At 67.3% G+C, this 13,883-nt stretch carries 12 protein-coding genes; 10 read left to right on the forward strand and 2 right to left on the reverse strand.

Annotated elements, in window-relative coordinates; translation table 11 throughout:
• Nucleotides 1-165: 165 nt before the first annotated feature.
• The 4 genes from AC1DS0_RS26335 to AC1DS0_RS26350 all read left to right on the forward strand — a co-directional run bounded on the left by AC1DS0_RS26335 (nt 166) and on the right by AC1DS0_RS26350 (nt 4,777).
• Nucleotides 166-1,536 carry a S1 family peptidase gene (locus AC1DS0_RS26335; protein ID WP_476817180.1) on the forward strand — a complete coding sequence of 457 codons (1,371 nt, stop codon included), beginning with the start codon at nt 166-168 and terminating at the stop codon, nt 1,534-1,536.
• A 148-nt stretch (nt 1,537-1,684) separates the two neighbouring features.
• Nucleotides 1,685-2,677: a tripartite tricarboxylate transporter substrate binding protein gene (locus AC1DS0_RS26340; RefSeq protein ID WP_476817181.1), complete on the forward strand. Its 993-nt coding sequence runs from the start codon at nt 1,685-1,687 to the stop codon at nt 2,675-2,677.
• Nucleotides 2,678-2,775: 98 nt separating this feature from the next.
• Nucleotides 2,776-3,267, forward strand: coding sequence for a tripartite tricarboxylate transporter TctB family protein (locus tag AC1DS0_RS26345; RefSeq protein WP_476817182.1), 492 nt, complete (start codon nt 2,776-2,778; stop codon nt 3,265-3,267).
• Between the two features lie 7 nt (nt 3,268-3,274).
• Entirely contained in the window at nt 3,275-4,777 is a 1,503-nt protein-coding gene (locus tag AC1DS0_RS26350; RefSeq protein WP_476817183.1) for a tripartite tricarboxylate transporter permease, read from the forward strand.
• 31 nt (nt 4,778-4,808) lie between these two features.
• Here the strand turns inward: AC1DS0_RS26350 and AC1DS0_RS26355 are convergent, their stop codons facing one another.
• Nucleotides 4,809-5,627 carry a hypothetical protein gene (locus AC1DS0_RS26355; RefSeq protein WP_476817184.1) on the reverse strand — a complete coding sequence of 273 codons (819 nt, stop codon included), beginning with the start codon at nt 5,625-5,627 and terminating at the stop codon, nt 4,809-4,811.
• Nucleotides 5,628-5,668: 41 nt separating this feature from the next.
• Here AC1DS0_RS26355 and AC1DS0_RS26360 point away from each other — a divergent pair, with 41 nt between their 5' ends.
• From AC1DS0_RS26360 to AC1DS0_RS26385, 6 genes are all read left to right on the forward strand, one after another.
• Complete coding sequence (locus tag AC1DS0_RS26360; protein WP_476817185.1) at nt 5,669-7,858, forward strand: primosomal protein N'; 2,190 nt, start codon at nt 5,669-5,671, stop codon at nt 7,856-7,858.
• 257 nt (nt 7,859-8,115) lie between these two features.
• Nucleotides 8,116-8,688 (forward strand): F0F1 ATP synthase subunit delta, encoded by a 573-nt coding sequence (locus AC1DS0_RS26365; RefSeq protein ID WP_476817186.1) that lies wholly within the window; start codon nt 8,116-8,118, stop codon nt 8,686-8,688.
• Nucleotides 8,688-10,220 carry a F0F1 ATP synthase subunit alpha gene (gene atpA / locus AC1DS0_RS26370; protein WP_476817187.1) on the forward strand — a complete coding sequence of 511 codons (1,533 nt, stop codon included), beginning with the start codon at nt 8,688-8,690 and terminating at the stop codon, nt 10,218-10,220. The genes AC1DS0_RS26365 and atpA overlap by 1 nt, the downstream gene beginning before the upstream one ends.
• A 98-nt stretch (nt 10,221-10,318) precedes the next feature.
• The gene (locus AC1DS0_RS26375; protein WP_476817188.1) at nt 10,319-11,188 is read left to right on the forward strand and encodes a F0F1 ATP synthase subunit gamma; all 870 of its coding nucleotides are present in this window, start codon (nt 10,319-10,321) and stop codon (nt 11,186-11,188) included.
• Nucleotides 11,189-11,253: 65 nt separating this feature from the next.
• Nucleotides 11,254-12,714, forward strand: a complete 1,461-nt coding sequence (atpD, locus tag AC1DS0_RS26380) for a F0F1 ATP synthase subunit beta (RefSeq protein ID WP_152013433.1) — start codon at nt 11,254-11,256, stop codon at nt 12,712-12,714.
• 152 nt (nt 12,715-12,866) lie between these two features.
• On the forward strand, nt 12,867-13,280 hold the full coding sequence (locus AC1DS0_RS26385) for a F0F1 ATP synthase subunit epsilon (RefSeq protein ID WP_152013432.1): 414 nt from the start codon (nt 12,867-12,869) through the stop codon (nt 13,278-13,280).
• A 75-nt stretch (nt 13,281-13,355) separates the two neighbouring features.
• Here the strand turns inward: AC1DS0_RS26385 and AC1DS0_RS26390 are convergent, their stop codons facing one another.
• Entirely contained in the window at nt 13,356-13,862 is a 507-nt protein-coding gene (locus AC1DS0_RS26390) for an RNA pyrophosphohydrolase (protein WP_476817189.1), read from the reverse strand.
• Nucleotides 13,863-13,883: the final 21 nt, after the last annotated feature.

A 13,883-nucleotide genomic window follows, 5' to 3' on the forward strand; every position in this document is an offset into this window, starting at 1 on the left:
GACGCGATGACGGGTCATCGCATTGCGCTGCGCGAAGCTAGCACCGGGCGCGTCGGGCGCAACTCGGCTTGCGATCGATTGAGCCCTTCTCGCCTCTTGCCTCTGCGGTAAGCCTGACGCTGAATGGCGCCGCGTCGCGGCGCGGTCTGGAATGAGGAGATGGTCGTGCTCAAGGTTTCCTCTTGGATCGGTATCGCCGGCGTTGTTGCGTGCCTTGGCGCCGCACAGGCGCAGCAGCCGGCCGATCCGCGGCTCGCCGCGGCGACCCAGGCCTACACCGCCCTGCCAGAAACCGAGCGCAAGGCGATCCAGGCTGATCTGATCTGGACCGGCCATCTCAACAGCGCGGCCACCGGCAATTTCGGGGCGCTGACCTTCCGCGCCGTGAATAGCTTCAAGGCCGGGCGCGGCGAGCCGAATGGGCAACTGACCCCGCCCGAGCGGCAGGAGCTGGCGCGGCTCGCCAGGACGGCGCGCGATGCCGCAGGCTTTGCCGTCATCACCGACCAGCCGACCGGTGTACGCATCGGCATACCGCAAAAGCTCCTGCCCAAACGCGAGGCGACCGCAGCCGGCGGCAGCCGCTGGCAGAGCGGCGACGGCAAGATCACGCTCGACGTCAGCGCCGGTCCTGCGAGCGAGCCGCTGCAGGCGATCTTCGAGCGCGCCATCGCGGTCAACCCGAACATCCAGCGCAAGGTCACCTACAAGCTGCTGCAGCCGACTTTCTTCGTTGTCGCCGGCGAGACGCCGACCGGAAAGTTCTTCCGGCGGCAGGCACTCGGGCCGTCGGGCCTGCGCGGCTTCTCGGTCGGCTATGACAAGGGCGTCTCCGCGACCTTCGACAAGGTGGTGACCGCGATCGCCGACAGTTTCGAGCCGTTCCCAAGCGGAGCGGCACCGGCTCCCGCTCCGGCGGCTCCCGGTGCTCCTGCGGTCGCGAGCGCTCCGGCGCAGCCGGCGACCGAGCGCTTCGGCGTCGGACTCGTCGTCGGCAAGGAACTGGTGCTGACGGCGCGTGCCGCCGTCGATCCCTGCAGGGGGCTTAAGGTCGGTACGCGCCCGGCGAAGCTGCGGGCGCAGGATCAGGCGAGCGGGCTGGCGCTGCTCGATGTGCCCGGGCTGACGTCGGGCGCCGCGCCGGGGCTGCGCGATGCTGCGCCCGCCGCGAAAGAGGCGGTGGTGGTGCTTGCCTATGACGGAACCGCCGCCGCGCGCACTGCGGTCGCACTGCCCGGAGAGGTGACGAGCGACGCCGTGCTCGCGCCCCTGCAGCCGGGTGGCGCCGGCAGCCCCGTCTTCGACCGGCAGGGCCGGCTCGCCGGGTTGGTCACTGCCAATCCCTCCGACAAGGCCCTGATCGCCGGGGTGGCGCCGCAGCGCAATTACGCCATTGCAGGCATTGCGCAGCTCAAGGCGATGCTGGAGAAGGCCGATGCCAGGCCGGCGGCAGCTGCAGCGACCGGCGAGCTGAGCACAGGCGCCATCGCCGAGGCCGCGGGCAAGAGCGTCGTGCCCGTCGCCTGCGGGCTCTGAGCCTGCTGGTGTGATCGTGCATACAGCATACAAAGACTGTTGCCTCGCCAGCGGCAATCGGCTCTGATAGCGAGAACATCAAGAAGGCCGCGCCGCCAGGCGAAGAAGCTTTCAAAATTTAAATCGATTGAACGGGAGGGACATTGAAATGAGCAGAATCAGCAGACGTTCGGTCCTGGCTGGCGCGGCAGCGGCCGGCGCGACGGGATTGATCGCACGCCCGGCGATCGGCCAGGCGCAGTATCCAAGCCGGCCGATGACGATGATCTGCCCGTGGGGCGCGGGTGGCGGCACCGACGCGACGGCACGCATCGTCGCGCAATTGCTGGAGAAGGACCTCGGCCAGCCCGTCAACGTGGTGAACCGCACCGGCGGCTCGGGCGTCGTCGGGCACCAGGCGATCGCCTCGGCCCCGGCGGATGGCTACACGATCGGCATGCTGACGGTCGAGATCGCGATGATGCGCCATCAGGGCCTGACCGAGCTGAAATCGAGCGACTATGCCGCGCTCGGCCTGATGAACGAGGACCCGCCGGGCGTGCAGGTCTCGGCCTCCAGCCCCTACAAGGATATCAAGGAGCTGGCCGCGGCGATCAAGGTGGCCCCTCACGGCAAGCTCAAGGCCTCCGGCACCGGGCAGGGCGGCATCTGGCATCTCGCCCTGGTCGGCTGGCTGGTCGCGATGGGGCTGAAGCCGGACCATGTCGCCTGGGTGCCCTCGAACGGCGCCGCGCCCGGCATGCAGGACCTGGCGGCTGGCGGCATCGACATCGTCACCTGCTCGGTGCCGGAAGCGCGCGCGATGATCGACGCCGGCAAGGCCAAGGCGCTGGCGATCATGGCGAATGCACGCAACCCGCAGTTTAAGGACGTGCCGACCCTGAACGAGTCGCTCGGCATCAACTACTCGGTCGGTGCCTGGCGCGGCATCGGCGCGCCCAAGGCGGTGCCGGCCGATATCCAGGCCAAGCTGACAGGAGCGCTGAAGAAGGCCTTCGACTCGAAGGACTATCAGGACTTCATGAACTCGCGCGGCTTCGGCATGAAGTTCGCCGACGGACCGGGCTTCGCCAAGTTCATGGCCGACAGCGATGCCTCGATGGCTACCGCGATGAAGGCGGCGGGCCTGACCAAGGCCTGATCACCTGCAGACAGAGCGGACGGGCGCGAGGCCCGTCCGCTCCTCCGTTCCAGTCGGCGCCGGCATGGCGCAATCACAGTTCGACGAGAATCCGCAGCATGTTGTTGTCAGACCGCGTGACGGGCGGCGCCATCGCGACGCTCGGCGCTGCCGCCTTCTTCTACGGATCGAAATTGCCGCCGGTGCCCGGTCAGCAGGTCGGCCCCTCGGCCTTCCCGATGGTCGTCGGCGCCGGGCTCGTGCTCTGCGGCGTCATGATCGTGCTCGGCATCGGCCGCCGTTTCGAGGAGGTCGCAGAGGCCGATGTCGTGAGCCACAGCACGCCGGAAGAGCTCGAACCGCTGCCGGCCTGGCGCAACTGGCTGGCGCTGCTGCCGCCGGCGCTGCTGATGTTCTATGCCTTTGCCTCGGAGGCGCTCGGTTTCCTGCCGACGGCGGCGATCATGGTACTGGTCGCGAGTCTCGCCTTCGGCGCCAGGCCCAAGCTTGCGGTGCCGCTCGCGCTGATCGCGCCCTTCGTCATCAACCTGATCTTCCTGAAACTGCTGCGCGTGCCGTTGCCCGACGGCCTGCTGCCCTTCCCCTGGTGAGGCCGCGATGAACACCGTCATCCAGGCCTTCGGCCTCGTCTTCCAATGGGATGTGATGATCGCGATCATCGCATCCGCCTTTTACGGCCTCACCGTCGGAGCGCTGCCCGGCCTGTCGGCGACGATGGCGACGGCGCTGCTCGTGCCCGTCACCTTCTATCTCTCGCCGATCGCGGCGGTCGCCACCATCATCACGGCGTCGGCGATGGCGATCTTCTCCGGCGACATCCCGGGCTGCCTGCTGCGCATTCCCGGCACGCCGGCCTCGGCCGCCTATACCGACGAAGCCTATGCGATGACGCGCAAGGGCGAGGCGGAGACCGCGCTCGGCATCTGCCTGTGGTTCTCGGCGCTCGGCGGCATCGCCGGCACGCTCTCGCTGATGCTGATCGCACCACTGCTGGCCGAGATGGCGCTGTCCTTCTCGACCTATGAGAACTTCTGGCTCGCCATGCTCGGCCTGATGTGCTCGACGCTGGTGGCGCGCTCCTCGCCGATCAAGGCGATCGCGGCGATGTTGCTCGGCCTCTTGATCACCTGCATCGGCATCGACAATCCCGGCGGCGTGGCGCGCTTCACCTTCGGTTCGACCGATCTGCTGGGCGGTATCGAGCCGATCCCGGCGCTGGTCGGCGTCTTCGCACTGGCCGAGGTGATGCGGGCCCTGACCGAGCGCGAGCCGCCGAAGCTGGAGAACCGCCGGCTCGGCTCGATCCTGAAGGGCCAGTGGGCGCTGACCAAGAAATACCCCAAGCAGCAGGCGCGCGGGAACCTGATCGGCATCATCATTGGCGTGCTGCCGGGCGCTGGCGCCGACATGGCGGCCTGGGTCAGCTACGCCATGGCCAAGCGCTTCTCCAAGACGCCGGAGAAGTTCGGCACCGGCCACCCCGAGGGGCTGATCGAGGCCGGTGCCTCCAACAACGCCTCGCTAGCCTCGGGCTGGGTGCCGGCGCTGCTCTTCGGCATCCCCGGCGACACCATCACCGCGATCGCGATCGGCGTGCTCTACATGAAGGGGCTCAACCCAGGCCCGACGCTGTTCACCTCGCAGGCGTCGAGCATGTACGCGCTCTACATCATCTTCATCATCGGCAACATCATCATGATCCCGCTCGGTATCATCATGATCCGGCTGGCGAGCAAGGTCGTCGGGGCGCCGCGCTCGGCGGTGATGCCGGTGATCATGGTCTTCTGCGCGGTCGGCGCCTTCGCCACGGCGGGCAACAACCTGTTCGCGGTCTGGTGCGTCGCCATCTTCGGCCTGATCGGCTTCGTGATGGAGAAGAACGGTTATCCGGTCGCGGCGATGGTGCTCGGCATCGTCATGGGCACGATGGTGGAGCAGAGCTTCGTGACCTCGCTGATCAAGTCGGACGGCTCGATCCTGCCCTTCTTCAGCCGCCCGGTCTCCTCGGTGCTGGCAGCGCTGACCTTCGGCGCGCTGCTCTGGCCGGTCCTCGTCTGGACGATGAACAGGCTCAGGATGCGGCGGCCGGCGGCGGCTTGAGGTTGCTGCCGGCTCCAGGGCCGAATCAGTGCTAGAGACGGGCTGGGGGATCGTTGAAGCGATCTCTCAACTCATTGAGCAGATCAGCAGCTGCAGCGAGCAGTTCCGGGCTGGCGTCATCGGGCCAATTCGATTCAATGCCCATCCTGAGCAGGCCGGTGGTCCGCGTTGGGGAGCGCAGCCATAAACTGACCTTCTCGACTGCGGCCTGATCCACCTCGCTCCAGTAGCCGCCGCAGACTAAACCTGTCTCGCGGAACCTTTTCGGGCGGTCCAAGACGAAACGCGCCAAATTCAGCCAGGCCCACTGAGATTTGGCCACTTCCCATGTCTTCAATGCGCCGCCGAGATCCATCTGGGCTCTCGCTATGCCCGCGAGCCAATCGGGAGCCTCGGTGAGGTCGGGTGGGGAAGAGAGCGCGAAGACCCAGGCGAGGGCGAAGAAGGATTCGATGCAATCGATCTCGTTCGAGGGCCAAGCTCGCCAACCGCAATAGTCGAGCTTTCCCGCGATGACGACTGGGCTCAATCCTGGTTGGCCGTTCGGTCTCAGAGCCAGATCGAGAATGCGGGGGAGAAAATGGCGATAATCGCGATCGTTGCCGGCCGTGGTCAACGCGCTGAACGCGTATGCCCCCAGGTCGTCTCCAGAGAGTGCTGACAAGGGCCGATCTGTCAGCTGCCGAAGCATCTTGTCGCGGTCGTGAATAGGCGAAACTTTGAGACTCCGAGGGGCAGAGTAAGTCGCAAACACGGCATACGACCGCTCGATCGCCAAACGAACGCGATGATACTCCGTATCCAACATGACAATGCGGCTGGCCGCCTTGGTACTCTCTAGTTCCGACATCACGACTGCCTCTTATGATGAACGATGTTAAACCCGGCGGGATGGATTCGGACACCTCGCAGCCTCAGGATGGAGCCACCACGGTCGAGGTGCTGATCCCGCTCGGCCTCGACCAGGCCTATAGCTATGCCGTGCCGCCGGGGCTCACGCTCGCGCCGGGCGATGTCGTGCAGGTGCCGCTCGGCCCGCGCGAGACGGTCGGGGTCGTCTGGGAGGCCGGCTCGGGCCGCGGCGGCAACCTGAAGAAGGTCGTGGCCAAGCTCGACATGCCGCCGCTCGACCCGGCCTTGCGCAAGCTGGTCGACTGGGTCGCCTGGTATACGCTCGCCGCCAAGGGCTCGGTGCTGGCGCTGGCACTCCGCCGCCCGCCCGACGATACGCCGGAGCGGCCGAAGCTTGGCGTCAGGCTGGTCGGCGCGCCGCCAGCGCGGATGACGCCGGCCAGGGCTCGCGCCATCGCTGCCGCCGAGGGCGGGCTCCTGATCGGCAAATCGGCGCTGGCCGAGGCGGCCTCGGTCAGCACGGCGGTGATCGATTCCCTCGTCGATGCCGGCACTTTCTCCGTCGAGCCGTTGCCGCAGGAGGCGATCGCGGCCAGGCCCGATCCCGATCACGCCAAGCCGCAGCTCTCCGACGACCAGCGCGCCGTCGGCGATGCGCTCGTCGAGCTCGTGCGCAAGCAGGCCTGGCAGGTCGCGCTGCTCGAGGGCGTCACCGGTTCGGGCAAGACCGAGGTTTATTTCGAGGCGGTGGCCGAGGCGATCCGGCTCGGGCGCCAGAGCGTCATCCTGATGCCTGAGATCGCGCTCACCGCGCAGTTCATCGACCGTTTCGAGGCGCGCTTCGGCGTCCGGCCGGGACTGTGGCATTCGGCGGTGAGCGGGCGACGGCGCGAGCGCCTGCAGGCGGCGATCGCCAAGGGCGAAGCGCTGGTGGTGGCGGGCGCGCGCTCGGCGCTGTTCCTGCCCTACCGCGATCTCGGCCTGATCGTCATCGATGAGGAGCACGAGGCCGCCTACAAGCAGGAGGACGGCGTCGCCTACCACGCCCGCGACATGGCGGTGGTGCGCGGCAAGATCGAGAATGCGCCGGTCGTGCTGGCCTCGGCGACCCCTTCGCTGGAGACACGGGTCAATGCCGAGCGCGGCCGCTACCTCCATCTCAAGCTGCCCGAGCGCTTTGGCGGGCGTGAGCTGCCGACGCTCGGCCTGGTCGACCTGCGCAAGGACAAGCCCGAGCGCGGGCGCTGGCTCTCGTCGCAACTGATCAAGGCGGTCGAGACCAATCTCGAGGCGAAGGAGCAGTCGCTGCTCTTCCTCAACCGGCGCGGCTATGCGCCGTTGACGCTGTGCCGCGATTGCGGCCACCGCTTCCAGTGCCCGAACTGCTCGGCCTGGCTGGTCGACCATCGCTTCCGGCGGGCGCTGGTCTGCCATCATTGCGGCCATGTCGAGCGCAGGCCGCATGAATGCCCGGCCTGTCATCAGCCGGAGAGCCTCGTCGCCTGCGGGCCGGGCGTCGAGCGCCTGGCCGAGGAGGTCGCGACCCTGTTCCCGCAGGCGCGCTCGATCGTGCTGTCGAGCGACTTTCCGGGCGGCACCGAACGCCTGAAGCAGGAGCTGATGGCGGTTGCCGAAGGCGAGTTCGACATCGTCATCGGCACGCAGCTCGTCGCCAAGGGCCATAATTTCCCGGGAATGACGCTGGTCGGCGTCATCGATGCCGATCTCGGCCTGACCTCGGGCGATCCGCGCGCGGCCGAGCGCACCTTCCAGGTGCTCAGGCAGGTCACCGGCCGGGCCGGGCGTGGCGAGAAGCCGGGGCGGGCGCTCCTCCAGACCCATGACCCCAATCATCCCGTGCTGAAGGCGCTGATCTCCGGCGATCCAGAGCGCTTCTATGCGGCGGAGACGGCCGCGCGCGAGGCTGCCGGCCTGCCGCCCTTCGGCCGGCTCGCCGGGCTGATCGTCTCGGCCAACTCGCAAGGAGAGGCCGAGACGCATGCGCGGGCATTGGCGCGCTGCGCAGAAGCGCCGGCCGGCGTCGCCGTGCTCGGCCCGGCCGAGGCGCCGCTGGCCATCCTGCGTGGGCGCCATCGCATGCGACTGATCGTCAGGACGGCGCGCGAGATCAACCTGCAGGACTACCTGCGTGCTTGGCTCAAACGGGCGCCGCGGCCGAAGGGTTCGGTCAGGGTCGCAGTCGACGTCGATCCGCAGAGCTTTCTTTAGCCGGATTCCCGCTGCGTAGCCGCGCATGTGGCCGCGCCCTGCGCCGGCTGCTTCTTTCGACCGCATCCAAAGCATGTGGGGCGGGTATTTCGTCGGTTGCGCCCCCCGAAACCCCATGCTATCGCACCGCCGCAATCCAAGCGCCGCAAGCCCTGGAACAGGTTTGTCGCGCGCTTGATCATCGCAGTGTCGGGGCCGTGCACTCCACCTTCGTCAGAAGGTCGCCGGAGCGGTCCCCTGGAAGAGAGAGCGAGAGCGTGGCCGAGGGCGGATCGCAGGAACAGTCCCCAGTCTCGGGCGTGGCCGAGCGCTATGCGACGGCTCTGTTCGAACTGGCCAGCGAGGCCAAGACGGTCGATGCCGTCGCCAAGGACCTCGACGGCTTCGCGGCGATGATCGCCGAGAGCGACGATCTCAAGCGCCTGATCGAGAGCCCGGCTTTCTCGGCGCAGGATCAGGTCTCCGCCATCACCGCGCTCACCGCCAAGGCCGGCATTGCCGGGCTTGCCGCCAACTTCATCGGCTTCGTCGCCAGCAAGCGCCGCCTGTTCGCGCTGCCGGGCATGATCCGCGCCTTCCGTGCCAAGGTCGCCGAGGCCAAGGGCGTGGTCAGCGCCGAGGTCACGCTCGCCGAGCAGCCCTCGGCCGCCCAGCTCAAGGACATCACTGCCGCCCTCAAGGAGGTCGCGGGCAAGGATGTCGACGTTTCGCTCAAGGTCGACCCGGCCATCATCGGCGGTCTCATCGTCAAGATGGGCTCGCGCATGGTCGATGCGTCCCTGAAAACCAAGCTCAATTCTATTCGTCTTGCCATGAAAGAGGTCGGCTGATGGACATCCGCGCCGCTGAAATCTCCGCTATCCTGAAGTCGCAGATCTCGAACTTCGGCTCGGAAGCCTCGGTCACCGAGGTCGGTCAGGTTCTCTCCGTCGGTGACGGCATCGCCCGGGTCTACGGTCTCGACAAGGTCCAGGCCGGCGAGATGGTCGAGTTCGAGTCCGGCGTGCGCGGCATGGCCCTCAACCTCGAGAGCGACAATGTCGGCGTCGTCATTTTCGGTTCCGACCGCGAGATCAAGGAAGGCCAGACCGTCAAGCGCACCGGCGCCATCGTCGACGTGCCGGTCGGCAAGGAGCTGCTCGGCCGCGTCGTCGACGCGCTCGGCAACCCGATCGACGGCAAGGGCCCGATCAAGGCGGCCCAGCGTGCCCGCGTCGACGTCAAGGCCCCCGGCATCATCCCGCGCAAGTCGGTGCACGAGCCGATGGCGACCGGCCTCAAGGCGATCGACGCCCTGATCCCGATCGGCCGCGGCCAGCGCGAGCTGATCATCGGCGACCGCCAGACCGGCAAGACCGCCGTGGCGCTCGACACGATCCTCAACCAGAAGCCGCTCAACGTCGAAGGCGCGCCGGAGAGCCAGAAGCTCTACTGCGTCTACGTCGCCGTCGGCCAGAAGCGTTCGACCGTCGCCCAGCTCGTGAAGGTGCTCGAGGAGCGCGGCGCGATGGAGTATTCCATCGTCGTGGCGGCCACCGCCTCCGACCCGGCCCCGATGCAGTTCCTGGCGCCCTTCGCCGGCTGCTCGATGGGCGAGTATTTCCGCGACAACGGCATGCACGCCGTGATCATCTATGACGACCTGTCGAAGCAGGCCGTCGCCTACCGCCAGATGTCGCTGCTGCTGCGCCGCCCGCCGGGCCGCGAGGCTTATCCCGGCGACGTGTTCTACCTGCACTCCCGCCTGCTCGAGCGCGCCGCCAAGATGGGCGAGGCCGCTGGTCTCGGCTCGCTGACGGCGCTGCCGGTCATCGAGACGCAGGCCAACGACGTCTCGGCCTACATCCCGACCAACGTGATCTCGATCACCGACGGCCAGATCTTCTTGGAGACCGACCTGTTCTACCAGGGCATCCGCCCGGCGGTGAACGTCGGCCTCTCGGTGTCGCGCGTCGGCTCGGCCGCCCAGACCAAGGCGACCAAGAAGGTCGCGGGCAAGATCAAGGGCGAGCTCGCCCAGTATCGCGAGATGGCGGCCTTCGCCCAGTTCGGCTCCGACCTCGACGCCGTCACGCAGCGCCTGCTCAACCGCGGCGCCCGCCTGACCGAGCTGCTGAAGCAGGGCCAGTTCTCGCCGCTGAAGATGGAAGAGCAGACGGTCGTGATCTATGCCGGCGTCAACGGCTATCTCGATCCGCTGCCGGTCAACAAGGTTCGCGCCTTCGAGGACGGGCTGCTCTCGCTGGTGCGCGGCAAGCACGCCGACCTGTTGAGCGAGATCGGCTCCTCGAAGGACCTTTCGGACGCGAACGCCGCGAAGCTGAAGGGGATCGTCGAGGGCTACGCCAAGTCCTTCGCCTGATCTTTGCGAGCGCAGCGAGGCAATCCAGCCCCGCTGCGCCAGTTCTGGATTGCTTCGTCGTTGCGCCCTCGCAATGACGGATAGGGGATCAAGACCGGATGCCGTCCCTTAAGGACCTACGCAACCGCATCGCCTCGGTGAAGGCGACGCAGAAGATCACCAAGGCCATGCAGATGGTCGCGGCAGCCAAGCTGCGTCGCGCCCAGAGCGCGGCCGAGGCGGCGCGTCCCTATGCCGAGCGCATGGAGACGGTGCTGGCGAACCTCGCCTCTGGCATCTCTGGGCCGGGCGCCCCGAAGCTGATCGGCGGGACGGGCTCCGACAAGGTGCACCTGCTCGTGGTCTGCACGGCCGAGCGCGGTCTCTGCGGCGCCTTCAACTCCTCGATCGCACGTCTCGCCCGTGACAAGGCGAACGCGCTGAAGGCCGAGGGCAAGACGGTCAAGTTCGTCTGCGTCGGCAAGAAGGGCTTCGACATCCTGCGCAGGCAGTTTGCAGCCGACATCCTCGAAGTGATCGACCTGCGCGCCTTCAAGCAGCTCGGCTTCGCCAATGCCGAGACGATCGCGCAGAACATCCTGGCGCGCTTTGCCGCCGGGGAGTTCGACGTCGCGACGCTGTTCTTCTCGAAGTTCAAGTCGGTGATCTCGCAGATCCCGACGGCGCAGCGCATCATCCCGGCCGAAATCCCGGCCGGCACCAAGACGATGGCCGCGGTCTACGACTACGAGCCGGAGGAAAGCGAGATCCTCGAGACCCTGCTGCCGCGCAATCTGACGGTGCAGGTGCTCCGGGCGATCCTGGAGAACGCCGCCTCCGAGCAGGGCGCGCGCATGTCGGCGATGGACTCCGCCACGCGCAACGCCGGCGAGATGATCAAGAAGCAGACGCAGCTGTACAACCGCTCGCGTCAGGCGATGATCACCAAGGAACTGATCGAGATCATCTCCGGCGCGGAAGCGCTCTAACCGCCTAACTTCAGGCCGGCGTGCCGGCCATCCGACACGCTGAACGCGAATCCGAGGTTCGAACCATGGCCAAAGCCGCTACCAAGACCAAGACCGACAAGCCCGCCAACACCGGCACCGGCCGCGTCGCGCAGGTCATCGGCGCCGTCGTCGACGTGCAGTTCGACGGCGTCCTGCCCGAGATCCTGAACGCGCTCGAGACCGACAATCTCGGCAACCGTCTCGTCCTTGAGGTCGCCCAGCATCTGGGCGAGAATACGGTCCGCACCATCGCCATGGACTCGACCGAAGGTCTGGTCCGCGGCCAGGCGGTCACCGACACCGGCGCCCCGATCGCGGTTCCGGTCGGTGACGAGTGCCTCGGCCGCATCATGAACGTCATCGGCGAGCCGGTCGACGAGGCCGGCCCGATCAAGACCTCCGGCACTCGCGCCATCCACCAGCCGGCTCCGTCCTATGCCGATCAGGCGACGGAAGCGCAGATCCTGGTCACCGGCATCAAGGTCGTCGACCTGCTGGCGCCTTACGCCAAGGGCGGCAAGATCGGCCTGTTCGGCGGCGCCGGCGTCGGCAAGACCGTGCTGATCATGGAGCTGATCAACAACGTCGCGAAGGCCCATGGCGGCTACTCGGTGTTCGCCGGCGTCGGCGAGCGTACCCGCGAGGGCAACGACCTCTATCACGAGATGATCGAGTCGGGCGTGAACAAGAAGGGCGGCGGCGAAGGCTCCAAGTGCGCCCTCGTCTACGGCCAGATGAACGAGCCCCCGGGCGCCCGCATGCGCGTCGCCCTGTCGGGCCTGACCGTGGCGGAAGACTTCCGTGACCGTGGCCAGGACGTGTTGTTCTTCGTCGACAACATCTTCCGCTTCACCCAGGCCGGCTCGGAAGTGTCGGCGCTGCTCGGCCGCATCCCGTCGGCGGTGGGCTATCAGCCGACGCTCGCCACCGACATGGGCAACCTGCAGGAGCGGATCACCACCACTAACAAGGGCTCGATCACCTCGGTGCAGGCGATCTACGTGCCCGCCGACGACCTGACCGACCCGGCGCCGGCGACCTCCTTCGCCCACCTGGACGCCACGACGGTGCTCTCGCGCTCGATCGCGGAAAAGGGCATCTACCCGGCGGTCGACCCGCTCGATTCGACCTCGCGCATGCTCTCTGCGGCGATCGTCGGCGAGGAGCACTACTCGATCGCCCGCCAGGTCCAGCAGATTCTCCAGCGCTACAAGGCGCTGCAGGACATCATCGCGATCCTGGGCATGGACGAGCTCTCGGAAGAGGACAAGCTCGCCGTCGCCCGCGCCCGCAAGATCGAGCGCTTCCTGTCGCAGCCCTTCTTCGTCGCGGAAGTCTTCACCGGTTCGCCGGGCAAGCTCGTCGCGCTCGAAGATACGATCAAGGGCTTCAAGGGCCTGGTCGAGGGCAAGTACGACCACCTGCCGGAAGCCGCCTTCTACATGGTCGGTTCGATCGAGGAAGCGGTCGAGAAGGCCCAGCGCCTGGCTGCCGAGGCGGCGTAAGCTTCACGGGCCGTTCCGGTCGGCCTTGGCCGACCGGAAGATCCGACGAACGTCATTCTCGAGCCTGGCCCGGGAATCTCTGGACGGGAAGACACTGGTTTCAGAGATGGCCGGGCCCGCCCCGACCATGACGAGCCTGGAGAGATTTTGCGATGGCCACCTTCACATTCGAACTCGTCTCGCCGGAACGCATCCTGTTCTCAGGCGATGCCGTCAGCGTCATCGTGCCGTCGGTCGAGGGCGAGATGACCGTGCTCGCCGGTCACGCGCCGGTCGTTGCCGTGCTGAAGCCCGGCATCGTCCTGGTCCAGACCGACTCGAGCAATGGCAAGGAATTCTTCGTCTCCGGCGGCCTCGCCGAGATCAACGCGACGAGCGTCACCATCCTGGCCGAGCAGGCCCGCTTCCTCGAGGACGTCGACAACGCTGTCCTCGATGCGGAGATCCTGACTGCCGAGACCCGCCATGCCGGTTCGCATGACGAAGCCGAGAAGAAGCGCCTGCACGACCAGCTCGTGCAGCTACGCGAGTTCAAGGGCGTGTTCGAGCAGCGTAAGGCTGCCTGAGGCCGCCTCGCGACGCGTGACGCGATGCAAGGGGCCGCGCAAGCGGCCCTTTTTCGTTGGGTCTGAAGGCGAGGGTCAGGTCATCGGCTTGGCGAACTCGGCAAAAGCCGCGACCACTTTCTCGTAGACCGCCCGCTTGAACGGCACGACGCGCTCCGGCATCTGCGCCAGCCGCAGCCAGGCCCATTCCGAGAACTCCGCCGGCTCGTCGCCGTTCGGCCGGGTGATGTCGAACTCGGCCTCGTCGCCGGCGAAGCGGAAGGCGATCCAGCGCTGACGCTGACCGCGGAAGGCGGTCAACTTGTGCGGCGGGCCGGCATAGGCGGGGAAGTCGTAAGCCCACCATTCCTGCGTGGCGGCGAGGAATGCGGCGCTGGTCACCCCGGTTTCCTCGGCCAGCTCGCGGCGGGCGGCCGCGACGATATCCTCGTTCGCGTCGATGCCGCCCTGCGGCATCTGCCAGTCGAAGCCCGGCAGGACGATCTCGGGTCCGGCGCTGTGCGAGCGACCGGCGAAGACGCGGCCCTCGGCGTTGAACAGGGCGATGCCGACATTGGGGCGGTAGGGGAGGGAAGGCACCATGGCGCCTCCCGCTACCACGTC

This window comes from Allobosea sp. P4_H5 (genome assembly GCF_056400825.1).

Coding starts and splice junctions, on each gene's coding strand:
- AC1DS0_RS26345 (WP_476817182.1), top strand. CDS start 2,776: ATGTTGTTGTCAGACCGCGTGACGGGCGGCGCCATCGCGACGCTCGGC.
- atpA (WP_476817187.1), top strand. CDS start 8,688: ATGGACATCCGCGCCGCTGAAATCTCCGCTATCCTGAAGTCGCAGATC.
- AC1DS0_RS26385 (WP_152013432.1), top strand. CDS start 12,867: ATGGCCACCTTCACATTCGAACTCGTCTCGCCGGAACGCATCCTGTTC.
- AC1DS0_RS26360 (WP_476817185.1), top strand. CDS start 5,669: ATGGATTCGGACACCTCGCAGCCTCAGGATGGAGCCACCACGGTCGAG.
- AC1DS0_RS26375 (WP_476817188.1), top strand. CDS start 10,319: ATGCCGTCCCTTAAGGACCTACGCAACCGCATCGCCTCGGTGAAGGCG.
- AC1DS0_RS26355 (WP_476817184.1), bottom strand. CDS start 5,627: ATGTCGGAACTAGAGAGTACCAAGGCGGCCAGCCGCATTGTCATGTTG.
- AC1DS0_RS26390 (WP_476817189.1), bottom strand. CDS start 13,862: ATGGTGCCTTCCCTCCCCTACCGCCCCAATGTCGGCATCGCCCTGTTC.
- AC1DS0_RS26350 (WP_476817183.1), top strand. CDS start 3,275: ATGAACACCGTCATCCAGGCCTTCGGCCTCGTCTTCCAATGGGATGTG.
- atpD (WP_152013433.1), top strand. CDS start 11,254: ATGGCCAAAGCCGCTACCAAGACCAAGACCGACAAGCCCGCCAACACC.
- AC1DS0_RS26340 (WP_476817181.1), top strand. CDS start 1,685: ATGAGCAGAATCAGCAGACGTTCGGTCCTGGCTGGCGCGGCAGCGGCC.